Origin of the sequence: Planktothrix serta PCC 8927 (assembly GCF_900010725.2) — a bacterium.
Lineage (GTDB): Bacteria > Cyanobacteriota > Cyanobacteriia > Cyanobacteriales > Microcoleaceae > Planktothrix > Planktothrix serta.
This window is the reverse complement of sequence record NZ_LR734839.1, coordinates 1-20887: the sequence shown is the minus strand read 5'-3', so window position 1 is coordinate 20887 and position 20887 is coordinate 1. Positions and strand designations below refer to the sequence as shown.

Genomic DNA, 20887 nt, shown 5'->3' with positions numbered 1-20887 from the left:
TGATCAGTTGCCCGATTTTTTATTTTCCCCAGTTCTTATGACCCAGGATGTTCGGCAGTGGCTAGACGAAATTAAACGCTTAAAACAACAGTTGGCGCAAACCCAACGGGATCTGAATGCGGCAATTGAAAGTTCTGATCAATGGCGACAACGCTATAATACTGAAGCGCAACAACGACGCCAAGAAGCGCAACGGTATTTAGAACAAATGGGAGAACTCCGGGGAGAATTAGAACGATGGCAACGTTTATCTCCGCTTGCGAATGAGTTACAAGTGCGGGTCGCAGTTCGTCAAGAAATTGATCAATTAAAAACCTTAGATGACATCAAAACTAAATTAATTGAAGTCATGTTAGAACGCGATCGCGGTCGTGAACAAATTCATCAACTTGTCGAAGCTTTAGAAGCAGAAAAAGCGGCTCATCTGGACACTCGCAATAGTTTAACAACAGCGTTAGGAGATACGGTTGATTTACTCACCAAAGCTCAAAATCAACCTCAATCTACCCCCACAATATTACCAATATTAACCCCAGATCCGCCAGAATATTCCTCTAGTATTCCTCAACTTCCCGAAGCTCAACAGCAACCTTTACCCCAATTACCTCCTATTGAGGAGGGATAGGATTTGGGTTGTCGATTATCGGTTGTCAGTTGACTGTTAATCGTCAACTTATCAATATCGATTAAATGATTATATTGCGATCACTCCTGGGTTAATTTGGTTAACAGCACCCGCCCAAAATAATAATAATCATGATGCGGTTATTGGTGTGATTAGAACAACCTTTAAATTTTAAGTTAGAATATCGGTAAATCCTAATTCTCACCTAAAATGACTAAAACTCTTGATGTGACTGGCTTGACTCCCGAACAAATCGAACAAATTGATGCAATGATCAACACATTTAGGGGTATCAATAAACATCAAAACCCATTAACAGAAGATCAAATATCAGAATTTGATCCAACTGCGTTGTTTTTTGAAAGTGAAATTCTTCAATCGTTTAATCGGAGTCTACTTTATGGCAACAGAATCTAAACGAATTTATCTTGATACCAACGTTCTCGCTTATGTTGCTAATACCAAAGCACCTCACCACAGGTCTGCATTAGAAATCTTTCGACCCTGTGAAACAGAAATTCTCTGCGTTTCATCACAAGTTTTAGCAGAATTTTACTCCTACATTACGAATCCTGCTATCTTAGCAAAACCCCTAGAGCCAACAGAAGCCATTAACCGCATTCAACGAATTTGTCAACAGCCTCATGTCTGCTTGCTCTCAACTCCTCTCGATCTTTTTGAAGGTTGGATGAGGTTATTGGAAGAACGACCTGTGACCAATGGAGGAATTTTTGACTTACTTCATATTGCGATTATGTTATCTCATCAAATCACCCGGATTTACACTTTCAATGTTAAAGATTTTTCTTGGTGTTCCCAAATTCAAGCCATCGAGCCTAGTCATCTTTGAAAAGTTCCAATAAATTCTTGAATCGGTTCATCAAACTTAACTGTAAATAACTCAGTAGAGACGCTATATTCAACGCCTCTACTAACAAATTAAAATCCCATAACTTTGGCAACCGCTTCCATTTCCGGTGCAATTCCGGCTTTGAATTTATTGTTGCTATGAGTAATAGCGGTATCAGGATCTTTTAAGCCATTACCTGTTAACACACAAACAATTTTAATTCCTTCTGGAACCTGATCTTTGACTTTCAATAATCCCGCCACGGACGCGGCGCTCGCAGGTTCACAAAAAATCCCTTCCCCAGAAGCTAATAATCGGTAAGCATCCAAAATTTCTGTATCAGTAACAGCACTAAAACTGCCTTTACTGGCATCTTTCGCCGCAACCGCAATATCCCAACTCGCCGGATTTCCAATCCGAATAGCTGTTGCTAAAGTTTCAGGATTTTCTATCGGATGACCCAACACTAACGGCGCGGCTCCGGCGGCTTGAAATCCCATCAGTTGAGGTAAACGAGAACATTTACCAACAGAATGATATTGACAAAATCCCATCCAATAGGCGCTAATATTCCCGGCATTTCCCACCGGAATACATAACCAGTCGGGGGCATCTCCCAAGGCATCCACCACCTCAAAAGCAGCCGTTTTTTGACCTTCTAAACGATAGGGATTGACCGAATTAACTAAAGTAATCGGATAATTTTCAGCCATCTCCCGGACAATATTCAACGCTCGATCAAAATTGCCCTGAATCGCTAAAACTTCCGCCCCATATAATAACGCTTGGGCTAATTTCCCTAACGCCACATAACCATCGGGAATCAAGACAAAGGCTTTCATTCCGGCTCGACGGGCATAGGCCGCCGCCGAAGCCGAGGTATTTCCGGTACTAGCACAGATGACGGCTTTGCTGCCTTCCTCCTTGGCTTTAGAAATCGCCATCGTCATGCCTCGGTCTTTAAAGCTGCCTGTGGGGTTGAGTCCGTCATATTTCAGATAGACCTGCACCTGTTTGCCAATGCGTTCGGCAATAGCTGGGGCCGGAATCAAGGGCGTGTTGCCTTCTTGTAGGGTAATAACGGGGGTCGCTTCAGAAACAGGTAAATAGTTGCGGTAGGCTTCAATCAGACCGGGCCAGCACTTTAATGAGGACTGGGTTGTAGGCAAAGTCAACGTCATCTTGGTAGTAATTAATTAATAAATGAAAAATAATCCGGTTAAGGATTGACAAATTAACAGATTCATGATAACCCAGAATCCACTTAACGGTTTAAATCTATAAACTGTATCAGTTGACAGGATCAGCCGTTGGGTGTATTCCTTATTTAGTTTACCTTTTCGTTGACATTCCGTGAAAAAACCCATCAATTTTGATGTTTTTTTCAATGGGAGTAAACATTCAGGGTAAAATATAGTTAAGATTTGTTGAGCTAACATTTTTAGATGTCAAATCAACTGCTGATGTCCAATCGTTCCTCGACTGCATCTCGTACTCAAACCTTAGATGCCCCTTCAAGCCGGACTTCCGGTTCTGTTATGTCTAAGCCTCTAACGATTGATGCGATGAAAAATCTGTACAGCGCCGATCAGCAAGTGAAGTTTCTGCATTTGCACGCTGAAGTTGAAACCTTGCTCCTGGAATTGCAAACCATCAAGCAACAGCGCCAAGAAACAACATCACCCCCACAGACTTGTTAAGTTGCTCCCTGAGTTCAACTCCCTATCCCCATCATCACTAGCTGGGTTTAGCAAAAACTAAAAACTGCTAAACACCCCAGTTGGCGTCGAACTCCGTTTAGAAAAAGTTACCATCGGAGTCAAGCCGCAACGGATAAATGGAAACAGCCTGTTTTTTCGAGACAGGTCATGTTTTTCATGGAAAATTGGGTGATTTCTCAGGCTACCCATCGAAAATTGGGAACATAAAACCCCACCACTCTAGTACGACCCTAGCCTTTAGTGCTAAGGAATTTAAAAGTTTAAAAGATTCTATGACATTATCATCTGTTCAACCTCAAACCTTAGCATCTTCTGCTAATTTTCCATCAAACTTACGTTTAAAAGACATTATCAAAAGTCTACCGCGTGAAGTCTTTCTCAAAGATCAAAAAAAAGCTTGGCTGACTGTTTTTATTAATGTTGTTCTTGCTGTTGCTGGCTATTTTGCGATCGCTTACTCTCCCTGGTTTTTACTTCCCTTCGCTTGGATTTTTACCGGGACAGCCTTAACAGGATTTTTCGTGATTGGTCATGACTGCGGACATCGTTCTTTTGCTGACCGTCGTTGGGTGAATAACTTAGTCGGTCATATCGCGTTTCTTCCCTTAATTTATCCTTTCCACAGTTGGCGTTTAGGACATAATCACCATCATAAACATACCAATAAACTGACGGAAGATAATGCTTGGGAACCCTGGACAATCGAAAACTATGAAGCCTCCCCTCAAATCGTAAAAGTAGCTTATAAATTAACACGGGGACGGTTCTGGTGGTTAGCCTCAATTTTACATTGGGCAATTGTTCACTTTGATTGGCGCAAATTTGAAGGAAAAGGACGGGAACAGGTCAAATTTTCTTCTCTATTTGTGATCGGATGTGCTGCGATCGCATTCCCCACAATGATTTTTACAATCGGAATTGGGGGCTTTGCCAAATTCTGGTTAATGCCTTGGTTAGTTTACCATTTCTGGATGAGTACCTTCACCCTCGTTCATCACACAACCCCGGATATTCAATTTCAAGAACCCCAAGATTGGAATGAAGCTTTAGCTCAATTATCGGGAACTGTTCACTGTAATTATCCCGCTTGGGTTGAGTTTTTGTGTCACGATATTAACGTTCACATTCCTCACCATATTTCCATAGCGATTCCCTTCTACAATTTACGGACAGCCTATAAAAGTCTACAAGATAATTGGGGTGAATATCTCTATCCTGAGTCTGATTTTTCCTGGTCTTTAATGACTCATATTGTCGATCAATGCCATTTATATGACCCGGAAAATGCTTATCTTTCCTTTAAGGAATACAACAAGAATTAATTAAATCCAACTTTAATTTATTCCTCAAACCCTCACTAAATTTCCGAGGGTTTTTTAGTAGTGAGTCCTTCAGGACTCAATCTTAATAGAGAGTCCTGAAGGACTCACTACATTTTATTCTTTTTTTTTAAGTCAAATAAAGTGACAAAAAATCAGTAATTACACTGATGTTAATTGTTGATCAAGCAGATATGATCAGATAAAAGTGCCTCTGTTCACTTCATGCTATTAACAAATTCAACGCTTTCTCAAGGATTTACATCAATTACACCCGCCAGTAGTGAATCGGATATTGAGCAAAATATTATTATCCCTCTATTGGAAAGTTTAGGGTATAACGCTCAGGACTGGCGGGAACAAGCCGTTATTCGTAAAGTTAGAGTTGATTTTTGTGTTCATCCTCATGAAGCAGTTGCACCTCATCCCCCCTATTTAATCATTGAAGTTAAAGCACCTCAGAAAAAAATTTTTTATTCGAGTTGGCAGATTCATGATTATATGAGAAAGTCGGGAGCTATTTTGGGGTTATTAACCAATGGCTATGAGTTTAGAATTCTCTATAATTATAGTGGGGATATCCAGACAATTTTAACCTATTCTCAATCCCAACTGATTCAAGACTTTCAACTTGTACATAAATTATTGGGTAAAAAAATAGGATTAAAATTTAGTCAAGCGTTACAAAGAAGTCAACAAAAAGTTCATGCTCGGTTTTTAAAGGCGATTGCCAATTCATTCCAAAATCCAACTATGTTAGGATTATTTAAGCCGAGTAAAAAGCCTAATTCCAAACCTCCTAAATCATCAGAAAAAAATTCGGAGCAGCCAGAATCAAAATTTATTGCTAATTCTAATCAGGAGAATAAATCGATGATCATTACGGTGTTTAATAATAAAGGTGGAGTGGGTAAAACCACGATGACGATTAATTTAGGAGCCGCTTTAAATCGCTTAGGTTATAACGTGCTTTTGATTGATATAGATGCTCAAGCTAACTTAACAATGGGTTTAGGAATTGACCCCTTAGAAGATATTGAAAATCAAGGAAAAAAAGATATTACCGATTTATTACTTAATCCGAGAGTTAAACTAGAGGATACAGTGATTGAAAAACAATGGGGAAATCTGAAGTTACATTTAGTTCCGTCCCATATTAAATTAAGTTATAAGGAACCGGATTTAGTGAGTGCTGTTGATAGTGATAGAGTTTTAGCTAAGAAGCTTAAAAATAATCATTATGATTTTGTTTTAATTGATCCGCCTCCGTCTTTTAGTAAAGTGAATGGGATTTCTTTGATGGCTTCTTCAGGCATTTTAATCCCCACACAACTATCTCCTTATCCCGTCAGAGCCTTAGAATATGTGATTGAAAAAGCTCGTAAAGTCGGAGAATCTAAAGAAGAACCTTTACCGATTTTAGGAATTGTTGTGAGTATGTATGATCAACGTTCTTCTAGTTTTAATCTGTCGATGAGAAGTCGAATTTTTGAAATATTAGATAAAGTGGGAGAACAAGATAATATTGAGTTATTCCCAGAACATACTTGGGTTCCTCGGCTGAATATTGTTTCTAATTGTCCCGATAAAGGATATCCAATTTTTTCCTCGGAATTTGATGATCAATTGACTTTTCCAGAAAAGGAAGCCGCCCAAAAAGCCAGTGAACGTTATCTGGAATTAGCTCAACACTTAGTTAAAATTTCTAAAAAAGGGAGTTAAAATCGATGAGTTTATCAGATCGTCGGGTTCAAATTGGATCTTATTTAGGAATTAAACCTATTACTCATGGTCAAATTCATACGTTTCAAATTGCAATACCCAATGCAGAAACGATAGAGATTTTACCAGAAAGACGAGAAATTTTAGCACAAACACTGAGGGAACATCAAAGTAATTTAGGGTCTTTAGTGGTGCGCCGAACTAAAGCTTATGATGAAGAAAAAGAATATGAAATTGTTTATGGTGCAGATTGGTGTATCGTCGCTGAAGAATTAGAAATTGAGCGTCTTTGGGTTTGGGTTTTTGATTTAACCGATGAACAAGCAATTACGATGAAAACCGAATTGGAACAATTGCTTGGCGGTGGTTCTATTCAACCTATAACTCCAGACATTATCATACAAGAGGAACAACCATTAGAAGTACAATTAACACAACAACTGCCGAAATTGATGAAAGATATTAACACTAAATTTCAAGCGTTATCTCAAACGATATCTTCTGAAAATACACAAATTAATCATCGATTACAACAGATTGAAACTACTGTTAATCATTTAACGGCTATTGTTCATAATCTGACTCAGTTAGTAGAAAAACTAACTATTTCTCCAATTCCTCCTTCGCCTTCACCGTCTCCAGTACATAAACTCAATCTCAAAAATTCTAATTCTGAACAAATTAAGAGAGAACTCAAAAAGGCTAGAATGAGCAGATCTCAAATTAAAGCAGCATTAAAAGCTATTGATTATTGGAAAGAAACTAAAGGAGAATTAAGTTGGGATAATCTGGAATCCTCAATGCAAAAGGGTACAGATAAAATTGAAGGGTTTGGTAAAGAAACCTATAAAAAGCTTGAACAGATTGGTGAAATTCCTAATACGTGATTTTCCCTCAATCCTAAAAAGTAGTGAGGCGTTCACGCCTCTATTAGAGTCCTGAAGGACTCACTACTTTTTTTATTAGTAGTAAGGCGTTCACGCCTGTAAATAGAGTCCTGAAGGACTCACTACGGGTTATTCAGCCCTGATCAAAATTTGATATGAGACGACATTTTACTTCTAATTTAGCTTTACGGAAGTTAGCTGAAGTTTACCTCTATCAAAAGAAGTAAATCCAAATTAATAATTTTTTTTATTGCTCTTAACCAAAAAAAATTGTGAATATCTATAACTTATGTTAGATGAATTCGCAATTTATTTCTATATCAAGAGATAGATTATTGCCTGAATTATTCCTCAAACACTTCTGATTGCAGTTAAATCAAAAAGTAATTGTTAAAATAGAGGAAACTTGTTCTATAGCACTTCTAAAAACGTTATCAAGCTCATTAACAAGATCAATAATTATTAAGGAGGTAAATTGATGAGATATTTGCATAGTTTTAACTTCGTTAAAGTTCCAGCTTTACTTTTATTTTCCAGTAGTTTAATGCTACCATTTGCCCAATCAACCCCGGCAATACCCAGATCTGGTTTCTCAACCACAACACCCCCTTCTGTTCAGCGTCAATTTAAACAGGGGCAAATCTCCATGATGAATGGAGAACTGACGATTCAATTAGTCAATGAAATGAATACACCCGTTACTTATCAAGTGATTGGAGATACTTCAGATCGCTTATTGTTCAGTTCTTCATCGGTCAGTTTAAAGTCATTAACCACCCCAACAACTGTCACCTTTTATCGACCCGATGGGGGGTTCATTCAAGCAACACCGGAAATAATTGATGAAAATGGAATTTTGCAGATCACCTTACAAGAAGCATTTGATGTTGAGCAGGATGATCAAGTTTTAAGGATTAATGATCAGGGTGGAGTTTACATTAATTAAGGATGTCAAATGCTAAAGCCTTGGTTAACCAGGATTTACAGGATTTTTTGAGTTGAGTTCATCTTGTAAATCCTTGGGTTAAAATCAAGAGTTAAGGATTTTTTTCAAAGGTTAGAATACCAGAACTTAGATCGGTTTTATAGGTAATTTGCAGTTGACCTTCGGAATTAATCTGAAAAGTTTGGCTTCTTTCTAAAGCGGAGAGAAATTGATCTTCTTGCTTCATAATGTCTTCAGGACAAGCCATTTGAGTTCTCCCGGCGACACCAAATTTTAATTGATCATCCTCAAGGGTGTAGGATGCAAAATAACGGTTACAACCGGATGAACCACTAATTTGATCCTCTTGAAAATTTAAGCTGATTTCCGTTTCTTTTAACGGGGTTTGGGGAGATTTTTCATTACCCCAGGAGACTAATTTCCAATCGGTTCCGGTCAAGGAGTCAGAAGCCATAGCTAGATTAATGATTGATAAAAGGGATAGACTGGCAATGGACAGGGATAGAAGTAGTTTTTTCATGGTTAGGAATTTGAGTTTTTAATTGTCCAAAAGGGGATTTGTTGAGTGAGTTGTAAACGGATGTTTTCCAGGCCGTTTTTAGCAAAAATAAAGGTTTTATCTTGCCAAAGGGGAACATAGGGAACATCTTCAGCGAGGAGTTTTTGAATTTCCTCAAAAATGGCTTTGCGAGTTTGCGGGTCTTGTTCTTGACGTTCTTGAGCAATCAATTTGTTCATGCGATCGCTATAATAAAAAGAACCCTGATATTGACTCGCTCCTTTTTCACATCCGGTTTCAGCCGAACCTTTGCTACAGTCTAAAAACGGTTGAATATAATTATCTGCATCCAGAAAATCTGCATACCAATCTAAAACAAAAGTCGGATAAATCCCCTCCTCTAAATATTTAAACGCTGTTGTCGATTCTACACTATTAAGTTGTAAATCCAGTAACCCTCCTAAATCTCGGTCGGCTAAGGCTTTTAAGGTTAATCCTAAAAACCCTTTATTAGAAGAATTAGACGCATACCAAAGTTCAACAGTTGCCGGATTTTCTGGGGTATATCCGGCTTGTGTTAACAGTTGTTTGGCTTTTTCAATATTACCATCACCATATTTTAAATTAAAGATGGGTTGATAATCGGTAAAAGTTGTGGGAATTAAACTATACAGTTTTTCTCCTTGATTTTGTAACACCCGTTCATTAATCACAGCACGATTAATTAATGCCGCGAGTGCTTGTCTAACTTCTATCCGATTTAAAGGTTCAGATTTAACATTAAGCAGCAAATAATTAATAGTATTTCCATTCGCTGATATTTCTTGCCAATCCCCTTTTTTTGCTCCTTTCTGTAAACTTGAAATTTGATCAGGATTTAAGGATAAATAAGCAACGTCAATGCTGCCACTACGAAAGGAATTAAATAAATTAGAAGAACTGGAAAACCGTTGAATATCAATTCCAGTATTAGCAGGTTTTTCTCCCCAATAGTTTTCAAAAGCATCTAAACGAATTACATCAATCCCAAAAGATTGTAATTTGTATGGCCCAGTTCCGACGAATTCATTGGGTTTAAATTTGCCTTCTCCGATTTCATAAAATTGGGGAGAAACGGCTGTAATTCCTGAAAAAGCTAAGAGGGAAGGAAAGGCAGAAAAAGGTTTTTTCAGTTTAATCGTTAATTCATATTCTCCGGTGGCTTGAACCGTATCAACAGCATCTGCTAATAAGGAGGAGGGAGAACCTGCATTCTGAATAAATCGTTGGATAGAAAATTCCATTGCTGCGGCATTAAAGGCAGTTCCATCATGAAATGTAACGCCTTCTCGGATAGGAATTGTATAGGTTAATCCATCGGAGCTAATGGTTGGTAAAGCGGTGGCTAATCTGGGGACAAGTTGATTAGTTCCGAGTTCATAATCATAGAGGCGATCGCCTAAATTATACAGGATATTTCCTGACATTAATTCATAGGCATCTGCCGGATCAAGGGTTCGAGGTTTTAAGGTAGTTCCGATGGTAATTCGTCCATTATTCGAGGAAGATGAAGCAGATTGATTACTCGGTTGATGGGGAGTACAACTAATCAGAATTAGACAACAGAAGCAAAATAAACTGATCCATTGCATCAGCAATTTTCGGGAAGAAGGATGCAGGTTTTGGAATCGATTCCACAAATTTTGGGGTTGCTTAACCATCGGATCTCAATATTCAGGATTAATCTAAACCTTTAATCATAGCATTTCCGGGCTAACTTTTCCTGAGAAAGTTGAACTATTTTGATCAAGTTTGCGAATCAGAATTGCTATCCTCTCCTTGTTCAATAATAGGGGTTCCCGGTTCAAGGGGGGTATCGGGAGGAGGTATAATAACGGTATCACCGACTTTTAAACCTGATTTAATTTCAACTTGAGTTAACCCTTTTAATCCCACAGTAACAGGTTGTTTTTGTGCTTGATTATCGGAGTCTAATTTCCAGACAAATTCGGAATCTTTTTCGGATTGAATCAGTTCAGTATTCAGCACAACTACATTTTTTTGTTGCTCTAAAATAATTTCTACACTCACGGGACTCCCTGGAATTAATGTTCCGGTAGGTTGCTCTAATTGTACGGTAGCAGGAACTGTTGCTTGTTCAGAGGAACTGCTGGATTGATTATTTGTATTACTTCCAGTTGTGGCTTGTAAATTCACCTGTTTAACTCGTCCTTGAAAGGGTTTAGAATTAGGGCCGATAATAATAATTCGTGCAGATTGATTGGGTTTAACTTGGCTGGCGTTAAGGGTCGATAACTTGAGTTGAACCAGTTCTTGACTTGGATCTCCCAAGGTAATTAAATCATTACTACGGTTTACTCCATCCCCCGGTTTAACATTAATATTGAGCACCACGCCATCGAGGGGAGAAGTCACTAGATTATTCTGTAATTGTAAGGTTTGTTCTTTATATTCAATTTTCATTTTATTGAGATCACTCAAGTTTTGTTGCAGTTCAGACTGAGATTGTTGGAGATCAATTTCAGCGTCTAATGTCCCATTACTGATTTCATTAACCTCTAAAAAAACATTTTTATCGGTATTTAATACGAAAATCGCGTTCTTTAATTCTAATTCTGCATCTCGTACAGCTATTTTTTTTGTGCGGATTTCTGTTTTTTTTCTGTCTACTTCTTGTTCGGCAACAAATCCCCGATCTAAGAGAATATTTAATTTATTTAATTCCGCTTCAAATGCAGCTAAATCTTCTTGAGCTTCAATAACTTTTTGTTGTTGACGTTCTACTAAAGCTTGGGATTGTTGAATTTTGATAGCTTGAGTGATTTCCTTCGATTGAACTTCCTGTTCATACTGTTTTAAATCTGCTTGATAATTAAGTTTAGCGTTTTTTAATTTAATTTTTGCTTCTTCTACTTTTTGACGATTTCGTTCAACAATAAGTTCTTGCTTTTGAATTTCTAACTGTTTTTTGGCTAATAGAGTTTCTCGTTCGGCAAATCTTAAAGTCATTAAAGATTGACCCAAAACAATGCGATCGCCCACCTTAACTAATATCTGATCAACTGCACCATCTTCTGGGGATTTAATCGTGCGTTGTCCCCCTAATTCAACCGTTCCTCCTTCATTAATTTTATTCTCAATAGTTCCTAATTCCACTTTCTGTAATCCGGCGGTTACAGGCTCAGAAGTCGGGTTTTTTAACTTATAGTAAAAACTAACGGCTCCGACACTAACTCCGGTGAATAGGGTGACAGCAATTAGCCATTTAATTCCCCGGTTATAAGCTATTTTTGCTTGATAATCTAGGCTTGACACGGATTTTTAACGTCCTCCTATAACTCAAAATCAGGCTATTTCTATTCTGTCGAATTTTACGCGGATTACCCTATTTTAATCACTTACCTATCATAATATTAACAGCCCGCAATTAGATTGAGGATTGGGGGAAGCGGCAATTATCTGGGGTGACGGAATCTTTGACCCAACCTTTTTGCGAGGAAAAACTGATTTCCACGATTGACTAGATTTTGCAGGAAAAGCCCAGTTTTAAATCCGAACTATAATCGGTTCTGGAAAAAAGTCCAATTAATAAATATAACATTGAATAGCCAGACAACCTCAAAAAACGATATAATTTCTTTAGGTTTTCAGACACACCTTAACAATGACCAGTATAATTCGACAGGTTGAACAGAAGCCAACTGATCTGCAACAGATTGTTAGTCATTTACCCGGAGTCATTTATCAATCGCTGCTGCATCCTGATGGTTGTAATGAGTATTTATATCTGAGTCCTAGTTGCCGACAAATTTATGAGCGAGAACCCGATGAAATTCAGTACAATTCTGCTTTAATGTGGGGATGGATTGATGATCGGGAGCAACAGGAATTTATTCAATCTCTTTTGACCTCGGCTCAGAATTTAAGTCCTTGGCAACGACAATGGCAATATCAAACACCATCGGGAAAAATAAAATACTTATCGGCGATCGCCCAACCTGTTCCTCAAAATAATGGCGATATTATTTGGGATGGATTAATTATAGAAATAATGCCTCCTTCCCCCCATTATGATTGCTGTCATTATCATCCAACTTGTGAAATTGAACCTCTAAAAATGGATGAAATTGAGCAAGTTTTAAGCTGGTTAGAAACCTCAGATGATTCGATCAAACGTCAAAAAACTGAACTGGCATTACAAGAGTCACAAACTCGCTTCAAACGATTAGCAGAAAATGTACCAGGCGTTACCTATCAATATCATCAATATAATCATCAGGGACAAGGATGTTTTACTTATTTAAGCCCCAAATGTTTAGAGTTAACAGAAATTAGACCCGAAGTTATTTTAAAAAATGCTGATTTTCTCTGGAAATTAATTCATCCCGATGATCTCAATGCCTTTGTAGATTCAATGGCTGAAGCAGTAGATACGGGAAAACCTTGGCAACATCAATACCGTTTAATTACTCCTTCGGGTAAAATAAAATGGATTCAAGCCGGAGGAAGTTTAGGGAAACAAGCGGATGGATCAATTGTTTGGGATGGTTTACTCTTAGATATTAGCGATCGCAAACAAGCAGAAGAAGCATGGCAACGTTCAGAAACGCAATTGCGAGAATTAGCAGAACGAGAAAGCATTCTAAATTGTATTGCAAATTTGATTAGAAATTCCCTAGATTGGAATAAAATTTTAGAGACAACAGTAGAAGAAATTCGTCAACTGTTAGGAATTGATCGCTGTTATTTTGCCGGATATCATTCCGAATTAAACCCTCCCGAATGGGAAATCCTTAAAGAATCCAAAGCCTCAAATTTAGTCAGTATTTCTGAATTATATCCTGGGGACGCTTTGCACCCGATTAGTGAAATTGTTTTACAGGGAAATATCATTCAAATTGATCAAGTTATCGCTTGTAAAATTCCTGCTATTCGGAATTTTTTAATGGTTTTAGAATTAGAATCTGTTTTAATTTTTCCCCTACAAATTCAATCGGGGGATATTGGAGCTTTAGTCTTAGCTAATTGTCAAGAACCCCGTCCTTGGAAACCCCAAGAAGTGGAGCTTTTACAGTCTGTTATTAATCAGTTAGAAATTGCAATTAATCAAGCAAAACTCTATACAGAATCTCAAGAATCTGCTCGAATTGCTACTGCAAAAACTAAAGAATTAGAACAAACCCTGACCCAATTGCAACAGGCTCAAATTCAATTAGTTCAATCCGAAAAAATGTCTAGTTTAGGGCAAATGGTTGCCGGAATTGCTCACGAAATTAATAACCCGGTGAGCTTTATTTTTGGAAATTTGACTTATGCTCAAGAATATCTGGATGATTTATTTTCTGTAATTGAAGTCTATCAAAAATATTATCCCCATCCCGACCCTAACCTAGAAGAAATATTAGCAGAATTTGAACTGGATTTTATTGCTGAAGATCTCCCTCGGTTATTCAACTCTATGAAAACCGGAGCAGAGCGAATTCGAGATATTGTTAAATCCTTAAGAATTTTCTCCCGTTTAGATGAATCTGAACTGAAAGATATTGATTTACATGAAACCTTAGATAGTACGTTAATGTTGTTAGAAAGTCGCTTGAAAGAACAACCCCGTCATCCAGCAATTCAAGTGATTAAACAATATGGAAACTTACCTCGGATTGAATGTTATGCTGGGGAACTGAATCAAGTTTTGATGAATTTATTAACCAATGCAATTGATGCGATTGAACACCGCAATAAAGGGCGCTCATTAGAGGATATTGTAGCCGATTCGGGGATGATTTGGATCACGACTTTATTAACAGATGGTCAGCAAGTACAAATTCGGATTGCAGATAACGGAATTGGAATGAAAGCTGAAGTTTTAGCTAAAATTTTTGACCCGTTTTTTACCACAAAAGATGTCGGTTTAGGCACAGGTTTAGGACTCTCGACCAGTTATAAAATTATTGTTGAAAAACATGGAGGTCAATTATCCTGTATTTCAGAAGTGGGGTTAGGGACAGAATTTGTCATCCAAATTCCTAAACAACAACCCATAACTGACTAACGGGCTGAGAATTTTGTGTTAAAAGGAAGAAATAATGTTATTCTATTGTCTAATAATATTTAACCTCTTGATTTTAGCGATCGCTTGGAATATTATCAAGTTGGGGGGAGTCTTCCCCTTGATGCCCCTAACTATATTAAAAGATCGGCTGATGATGAATTTTACGAGGCTTTAAAACAGGGAGAATTTTGCTATGTTCTTAACTGTCGGCAAATGGGAAAATCCTCCTTGCGAGTTCACATGAAGGTTCGGTCTATAGTGTGAGTTGGAGTCCCGACGGCCAAACCCTGGCTTCTGGCAGTGATGACAACACCATTAAGCTGTGGCATTTTGATTTAGATCAATTAATAGCTTGGGGTTGTGAGTGGATGAAGGATTATCTTAAGAATAGTTCGAGTGTGAGTGAAGAAGACAGATGTTTGTGTGATGGGGTGAGAGTGAAGCAGAATTCTAAGCCTTGAAATAAATTTCAGGCTGAGAGCGAAAACCCGTTAAAACGGGTTAAGAAAATCAAGTCTTGAGTTATCTTTAGATAACGTTAGCTTTTAGCCCGAACTTTAGTTCAGGGCTTTTATCTCAATAATTCCTCAATTAAATTTACTAAATTTTCATCAATTTCTAAAGGTGAAATTAACTCAAATTCAACGGTAGGGAATTCTTGAGAAAACTGTTTCAGGGATTGAATAATCGCATCTGTTATTCCACCGGAAAACATAAAATAAGGGATAATTCCAATTCGGTGAACTCCTGATGCAATTAACGCTTGAATTTGAGTTTCTAAGTTTAAAGAAACCGACCAATAGGCGGGAATTGCCTTGATTTGAGTTGCTAACTGTTCAATGGGTTGATTTCCCCCAGGATGGCGACTTCCATGAGCGATTAAAATCCAATATTCGATCTCAACCCTTGCCATTTTTGTTGTGATCCAAGAAGCTAAACGGTTGATTTGAGAACCGAAATAAGGTAATAAATGGAGTTGAATTTCTGCTCCGAGTTGTTCTTGGGCGATCGCAATTTCTTCGGGTAAATCAGTATTAACATGAACACCTGACGAGAGAAATAACGGTAAAATTTGAACTTGAGAATATCCCCAAGATAAACTTAAGTTGGCAAACTCTTGAATCTGTTGATGGAGAGGAAGGGACGCTAATTCTAATGTAGCAGTTCCAACGGGAGGACAACCTGAACGTTCTCCTAGGCGTTTTACCAATAAATTTAAAGCCTGTTGGGGACGAGGATCACGGCTACCGTGAGCCACAAGCAAAGAGGTAGATAGCAAGGGTTTGGCTTAATCCTGAACGCGCAGTTAACGACTGATATTGTATCGAAAATTCAGCGATTCAGTCCCAGAGAAATGAAAAACAAAGGATAGCATCATCATACCGCCTCAAATTAATTTCTAAAATGCCTGATAAATGGATTTAAAAAATAAAGGTGGCTGATAATTTTGTGCTTCTAAAACTATCATTTAGATATCGACTAATTTCACCCACCCTCGGCGAACATTGTACAATAATCGGTTAATAATTGCTTTTTCATCTTCAGTCAGACGATCCGCCAAAATAGCAGATCTCAAGTGTTGACGGTCACTGCGAGTCACCACACTAGAAAACATAATTTGACCGAAAAGTTCTTCAAGCGGTATTGGACGGTATGCCATCATAAATCACCTCTCCTTGGGATGCCTGGCTCAGACCCTGATTTAAGTTCGTAGGTTTGCCTAGATTAATCATGAACTTTCTGTGCAGAATGTTAAGTGATTCAAAGCGATGTTAAGTTGTGATTAATCTGGCTAACTTTTGTGATTTGAGTCAATTTGAGTCAACTTAAGCCTCCGAAGCCCTGAACTAAAGTTCGGGCTAAAAGCTGAAGTCATCTAAAGATGACTAAGATTATTGTTCATTAACCCGTTTTAACGGGTTTGTAGGGGCGGGTTCTACAAGATCTTTTCTGATTAACCGTAACCCCACTGAACCCGCCCCTACTACTACGCCTGTTCGCGCAGCGTTGCGTAGCAATAATTTATTTCAAGGCTTTTAGCGCGATTGTTGACACTGATGCCGTCAACCGTCAACCTACAAACACTTTTCTAATGTCGCTACAACCGATTGAGATAAACTCGGCAAATCATAGCCTCCTTCGAGTCCAAAAACAATTTTAGAAGTGAGTTGTAGACAATATTCGGTAAACAGTCCGAAGTCTTCGGGTTGTAGGGAAATACTGGCTAAGGGATCATCTTGGTTAGCATCATATCCCGCACTCACAATCAGCAAATCTGGCTGAAACTGCTGTAAAAAAGGCATAATCCCCCGATCAAAAGCAGGTTTGTATAACTCAATTGTGCTACCTGGTGACATCGGAATATTCAAAACATTGTTGTAAGAGCCGCGTTCTTCGGCATATCCAGTTCCCGGATAACAGGGGGATTGATGTAACGAACAGTAAGCGATTTGAGGATGATCTTCTACTAACGCTTGAGTTCCATTTCCGTGATGCACATCCCAATCTAAAATAGCGACTTTTTGAATTTCCGGTTGTTGCAGAGCATAGTAGGCTGCGATCGCCGCATTAGAAAATAAACAAAATCCCATACCGCGATCGGCTTCTGCGTGATGTCCGGGTGGACGCGCTAACACAAAAGCCGGACGTCTCGTTGTCAACACCCGATCCACCCCATCCAACCAGGCGCTCACCGCCAATAGTGCCACATCATAACTTTCAGCCGAAATCGGGGTATCTCCATCTAAGTAACCTCCCCCCTGATCCGCGATCTTTTTGACCTGGTGAATATGGGAGGAAGTATGCACCGTTTCTAATAACGTGATCAACGGTTGCAGGCGATCGACCACTGGAGTTGGAACTTCCCAATTTAACTGTTCGGCCCAAGATACCGATTTCAGGGCGTTTACAATTGCTGTTAACCGTTCTGGCCGTTCTGGATGGAATAATCCGGTCTTATGGTTGAGGAATTCGTCAGAATAAATAACTGTTAGCATTTTTCAGGTTTTTTGTCAATTTTTGAATCCCAGATTTCACCCCCAAGAAGAAGGCAAATTATGGTACAATTTTAAGCATTAGTCGCTGATTTTAGAGCCTCTACCGAAGATGATTTTAGTTCTACTAATATTTTCGGTTAAATGTGACTAATTTTAAATTGTAATGGAGTTTTTGAAGGTATGAGTACCTCTGAGTCGAGAATTATCCCGACGGATCTGAGAAATGAAATGCAGCAATCCTACCTAGAATACGCCATGAGCGTGATTGTAGGGCGAGCGCTGCCAGATGCGCGGGATGGTTTGAAACCCGTTCATCGTCGGATTTTATACGCGATGAACGAACTGGGCTTAACACCCGATCGACCCTTCCGTAAATGCGCCCGTGTGGTGGGGGAGGTACTCGGTAAATATCACCCTCATGGGGATGTCGCCGTTTATGACGCCTTAGTACGGATGGCACAGGATTTTTCCATGCGATCGCCGTTAATTAACGGTCATGGGAACTTTGGGTCAGTCGATAACGATCCCCCTGCGGCTATGCGGTATACCGAATGTCGTCTACAAGCCTTAACCAGTGATTCCCTGCTGCGAGATATTGACGCAGAAACCGTTGCTTTTGGTGATAACTTCGATGGTTCTCAACAGGAACCCTTAGTTTTACCTGCACGAATTCCGCAATTACTATTAAATGGATCGTCAGGAATTGCTGTTGGGATGGCAACGAATATTCCCCCTCACAATTTAGGGGAATTAGTCGATGGTTTATTAGCATTAATTCATAATCCTGAGATTACAATTGCCGAATTAATGCGGCATATTCCAGGGCCGGATTTTCCCACCGGGGCACAAATTTTAGGCACATCGGGAATTAAAGAAGCCTATAATGATGGTCGAGGTTCAATTACCATGCGTGGGATTGCTACCATTGAAACCATCGAACATAAAGGCAGACCCGATCGAGAAGCGATTATTGTCACCCAACTGCCTTATCAAACCAATAAAGCCGCGATGATTGAACGCATTGCGGAAATGGTTAATGATAAGAAATTAGAGGGAATTTCCGATATCCGCGATGAAAGCGATCGGGATGGAATGCGGATCGTAATTGAACTTAAACGGGATGCTTATCCCCGTGTTATTCTTAATAACCTCTACAAACAAACGCCCCTACAAACAAATTTTGGGGCGAATATGTTGGCTTTAGTGAATGGCCGTCCCGAAATTCTCACCCTGAAACGCTTCTTAGAAGTGTTCCTGCATTTTCGGGAACAAACCATCCGTAAACGCACGGAATATGAACTTAGAAAAGCGCAAGAACGGGATCATCTTTTACTGGGGTTATTAATTGCCTTAGACAATTTAGATGCCATTATTGCCTTAATTCGTCATGCGGCAGATATTCCCATAGCCAAACAAGAATTAATGGCTAATTATGGGTTATCTGAACAACAAGCCGATGCGATTTTACAAATGCAATTACGGCGTTTAACCGCTTTAGAATCTCAAAAAATTGACCAGGAACACCAAGAACTGCAAGTCAAAATTGCGGATTTAGAGGATATTTTAGCCCGCAGAGAACGAATTTTAGAAATCGTTGAATCTGAAGCCCTAGAACTTAAACAAAAGTTCAACACCCCTCGGCGTACTGTAATTGAACACGCAGAAGGAGAGTTAGATGATACTGATTTAATTGCCAATGAAAAAGCCTTAATTCTATTAACAGAACAAGGTTATATGAAGCGAATGCCTGTTAATACTTTTGCCGCCCAAAGTCGGGCAACCAAAGGCAAACAAGGCACAAAAATGAAAGAGGATGATGAAGTTCAACACTTTATCACCTGTTGCGATCATGACACCGTATTATTCTTTAGTGAACGCGGTGTTGTTTATAGTATCAGAGCCTATCAAATCCCCGTTTCATCCCGCACAGCGCGAGGGGTTCCGATTATCCAAATGTTACCCATTCCCAAGGAAGAACGGATTACTTCTATTGTTCACGTCAGCGAATTTAGCGATGATGAATATTTGGTAATGTTGACAAAAGGTGGATTTATTAAAAAAACTCAATTATCTGCCTTTAGTAATATTCGCACCAACGGTTTAATTGCGATTTCCTTAGAAGAAGGGGATGAGTTGCGATGGGTGAGACGGGCAAAAGTTGAGGATGGAATTATTATTGGTTCCCGTCACGGCATGGCAATTCATTTTAAAGCTAATAATAAACAATTGCGGCCGTTAGGACGGGCAACACGAGGCGTTAAATCCATGAAATTGAAAGGGGATGATACCTTAATCAGTATGGATATTTTGCCCAGTGCGATTATTTCTAATTTTGTTGAAGCGGAGGGTGAAGAACCTGAAACCGATGAAGAATTAATGCTAATATCGGCAGAAACAGCAGAAACTACCGAGGAAGAATTAACTCTCACAACAGCAGAAATATCTGAAATATCTGAAATATCTGAAACAGCAGAAATAGCAGAAATAGCAGAAACCACCGAGGAAAATGAAATAGAAACCGAAGTAATACCGCAGGAAACTTCTCAAGGATTATCGGTTTTAGTCATCACAGCCAGTGGTTATGGAAAACGGGTTCCAGTGACTCAATTCCGTCTCCAAAATCGGGCAGGGAAAGGCATTATTGCCACCAAATTCAAACCCCATGCCAAAAAAGATGAAGTTGTGGCGCTAAAAGTTGTTGATGAAACTCAGGAGTTAATGTTAATTAGCAGTCGAGGAATTATTATTCGTCAAGTGGTGAATGCCATTCCCCTTCAGTCTCGAAGTGCCACAGGGGTTCGGGTTCAGCGCTTATATGAAGAGGATTCTATTGCTGCGGTTGCAATTGTTCCCGCTTCTGGGGAAGAAGATGTTGAAAGTCTATCAACTTCTGAAGAATCTGGAGAGGAAGAATAAATCGGGTTAATTTTTATTTAACCCAGAATTATCCCCCATAGCTGTTTTAAAGTCCCCCTTTTTTAGGGGGATTTAGGGGGATATTCTTAGTATTTATTAACTGATTTTATAGCGAGTCTAAAGGGATTGTACACTCATAATAATGAAGATTATTAATCCTAAAAAATACCCCGATGTCTTTGTAGGGGCGAGGCGCGCCCATTGGTGTCAACTTAACTCACGTTAGCCCTGAACTAAAGTTCGGGCTAAGAGCGATCGGCATCTAAAGATGACTCAAAATTTCTCTTTCTTAACCCGTTTTAACGGGTTTTAGCTTTGAGCCTGAAATTGATTTCAAGGCTTTTGGCGTTAAGTTGA

Annotated in this window: 18 protein-coding genes and 1 pseudogene; 12 read left to right on the top strand and 7 right to left on the bottom strand. The window is 38.9% G+C overall.

Annotated features, from left to right (window positions below; translation table 11 throughout):
• Positions 1-37: 37 nt before the first annotated feature.
• From PL8927_RS04560 to PL8927_RS04545, 4 genes and pseudogenes are all read left to right on the top strand, one after another.
• On the top strand, positions 38-625 hold the full coding sequence (locus PL8927_RS04560; protein WP_083618079.1) for a hypothetical protein: 588 nt from the start codon (positions 38-40) through the stop codon (positions 623-625).
• A 58-nt stretch (positions 626-683) separates the two neighbouring features.
• Positions 684-800, top strand: a pseudogene (locus PL8927_RS04555) (carbohydrate porin); the annotation flags it as partial.
• A 35-nt stretch (positions 801-835) separates the two neighbouring features.
• Complete coding sequence (locus PL8927_RS04550) at positions 836-1042, top strand: hypothetical protein (protein WP_083618077.1); 207 nt, start codon at positions 836-838, stop codon at positions 1040-1042.
• Positions 1026-1475 (top strand): type II toxin-antitoxin system VapC family toxin, encoded by a 450-nt coding sequence (locus PL8927_RS04545; protein WP_083618075.1) that lies wholly within the window; start codon positions 1026-1028, stop codon positions 1473-1475. The genes PL8927_RS04550 and PL8927_RS04545 overlap by 17 nt, the downstream gene beginning before the upstream one ends.
• 89 nt (positions 1476-1564) lie before the next feature.
• Here PL8927_RS04545 and thrC read toward each other — a convergent pair whose 3' ends face one another.
• Positions 1565-2656 carry a threonine synthase gene (gene thrC, locus PL8927_RS04540; RefSeq protein ID WP_083618072.1) on the bottom strand — a complete coding sequence of 364 codons (1092 nt, stop codon included), beginning with the start codon at positions 2654-2656 and terminating at the stop codon, positions 1565-1567.
• Between the two features lie 264 nt (positions 2657-2920).
• Here thrC and PL8927_RS04535 point away from each other — a divergent pair, with 264 nt between their 5' ends.
• From PL8927_RS04535 to PL8927_RS04515, 5 genes are all read left to right on the top strand, one after another.
• Positions 2921-3175: a hypothetical protein gene (locus PL8927_RS04535; protein WP_083618067.1), complete on the top strand. Its 255-nt coding sequence runs from the start codon at positions 2921-2923 to the stop codon at positions 3173-3175.
• A gap of 293 nt (positions 3176-3468) precedes the next feature.
• Positions 3469-4518, top strand: a complete 1050-nt coding sequence (locus PL8927_RS04530) for a fatty acid desaturase (protein ID WP_083618212.1) — start codon at positions 3469-3471, stop codon at positions 4516-4518.
• 222 nt (positions 4519-4740) lie between these two features.
• Positions 4741-6237 carry an AAA family ATPase gene (locus tag PL8927_RS04525; protein WP_083618065.1) on the top strand — a complete coding sequence of 499 codons (1497 nt, stop codon included), beginning with the start codon at positions 4741-4743 and terminating at the stop codon, positions 6235-6237.
• Between the two features lie 5 nt (positions 6238-6242).
• The gene (locus tag PL8927_RS04520; RefSeq protein ID WP_083618062.1) at positions 6243-7124 is read left to right on the top strand and encodes a hypothetical protein; all 882 of its coding nucleotides are present in this window, start codon (positions 6243-6245) and stop codon (positions 7122-7124) included.
• Positions 7125-7602: 478 nt separating this feature from the next.
• A complete protein-coding gene (locus tag PL8927_RS04515) occupies positions 7603-8070 on the top strand; it encodes a hypothetical protein (RefSeq protein WP_083618060.1) in 468 nt (155 codons plus the stop codon).
• Between the two features lie 91 nt (positions 8071-8161).
• Here PL8927_RS04515 and PL8927_RS04510 read toward each other — a convergent pair whose 3' ends face one another.
• The 3 genes from PL8927_RS04510 to PL8927_RS04500 form a co-directional block, all read right to left on the bottom strand.
• Positions 8162-8590 carry an META domain-containing protein gene (locus PL8927_RS04510; protein WP_083618057.1) on the bottom strand — a complete coding sequence of 143 codons (429 nt, stop codon included), beginning with the start codon at positions 8588-8590 and terminating at the stop codon, positions 8162-8164.
• A 2-nt stretch (positions 8591-8592) separates the two neighbouring features.
• Positions 8593-10269 carry an ABC transporter substrate-binding protein gene (locus tag PL8927_RS04505; RefSeq protein ID WP_083618055.1) on the bottom strand — a complete coding sequence of 559 codons (1677 nt, stop codon included), beginning with the start codon at positions 10267-10269 and terminating at the stop codon, positions 8593-8595.
• An 85-nt stretch (positions 10270-10354) separates the two neighbouring features.
• The gene (locus PL8927_RS04500; RefSeq protein WP_083618053.1) at positions 10355-11884 is read right to left on the bottom strand and encodes an efflux RND transporter periplasmic adaptor subunit; all 1530 of its coding nucleotides are present in this window, start codon (positions 11882-11884) and stop codon (positions 10355-10357) included.
• A 349-nt stretch (positions 11885-12233) separates the two neighbouring features.
• Here PL8927_RS04500 and PL8927_RS04495 point away from each other — a divergent pair, with 349 nt between their 5' ends.
• Together PL8927_RS04495 and PL8927_RS04490 are read left to right on the top strand one after the other, a co-directional pair.
• Complete coding sequence (locus PL8927_RS04495) at positions 12234-14618, top strand: ATP-binding protein (RefSeq protein ID WP_083618051.1); 2385 nt, start codon at positions 12234-12236, stop codon at positions 14616-14618.
• A 260-nt stretch (positions 14619-14878) separates the two neighbouring features.
• The gene (locus PL8927_RS04490) at positions 14879-15079 is read left to right on the top strand and encodes a WD40 repeat domain-containing protein (protein WP_231505909.1); all 201 of its coding nucleotides are present in this window, start codon (positions 14879-14881) and stop codon (positions 15077-15079) included.
• Positions 15080-15189: 110 nt separating this feature from the next.
• Here the strand turns inward: PL8927_RS04490 and PL8927_RS04485 are convergent, their stop codons facing one another.
• The 3 genes from PL8927_RS04485 to PL8927_RS04475 form a co-directional block, all read right to left on the bottom strand.
• The gene (locus PL8927_RS04485) at positions 15190-15897 is read right to left on the bottom strand and encodes a sirohydrochlorin chelatase (protein WP_083618045.1); all 708 of its coding nucleotides are present in this window, start codon (positions 15895-15897) and stop codon (positions 15190-15192) included.
• A gap of 189 nt (positions 15898-16086) precedes the next feature.
• Positions 16087-16281: a hypothetical protein gene (locus PL8927_RS04480; protein WP_407947368.1), complete on the bottom strand. Its 195-nt coding sequence runs from the start codon at positions 16279-16281 to the stop codon at positions 16087-16089.
• Positions 16282-16693: 412 nt separating this feature from the next.
• A complete protein-coding gene (locus tag PL8927_RS04475) occupies positions 16694-17614 on the bottom strand; it encodes a histone deacetylase family protein (RefSeq protein ID WP_083618042.1) in 921 nt (306 codons plus the stop codon).
• A 180-nt stretch (positions 17615-17794) separates the two neighbouring features.
• Here PL8927_RS04475 and gyrA point away from each other — a divergent pair, with 180 nt between their 5' ends.
• Complete coding sequence (gyrA, locus tag PL8927_RS04470; protein WP_083618040.1) at positions 17795-20530, top strand: DNA topoisomerase (ATP-hydrolyzing) subunit A; 2736 nt, start codon at positions 17795-17797, stop codon at positions 20528-20530.
• Positions 20531-20887 lie beyond the last annotated feature (357 nt).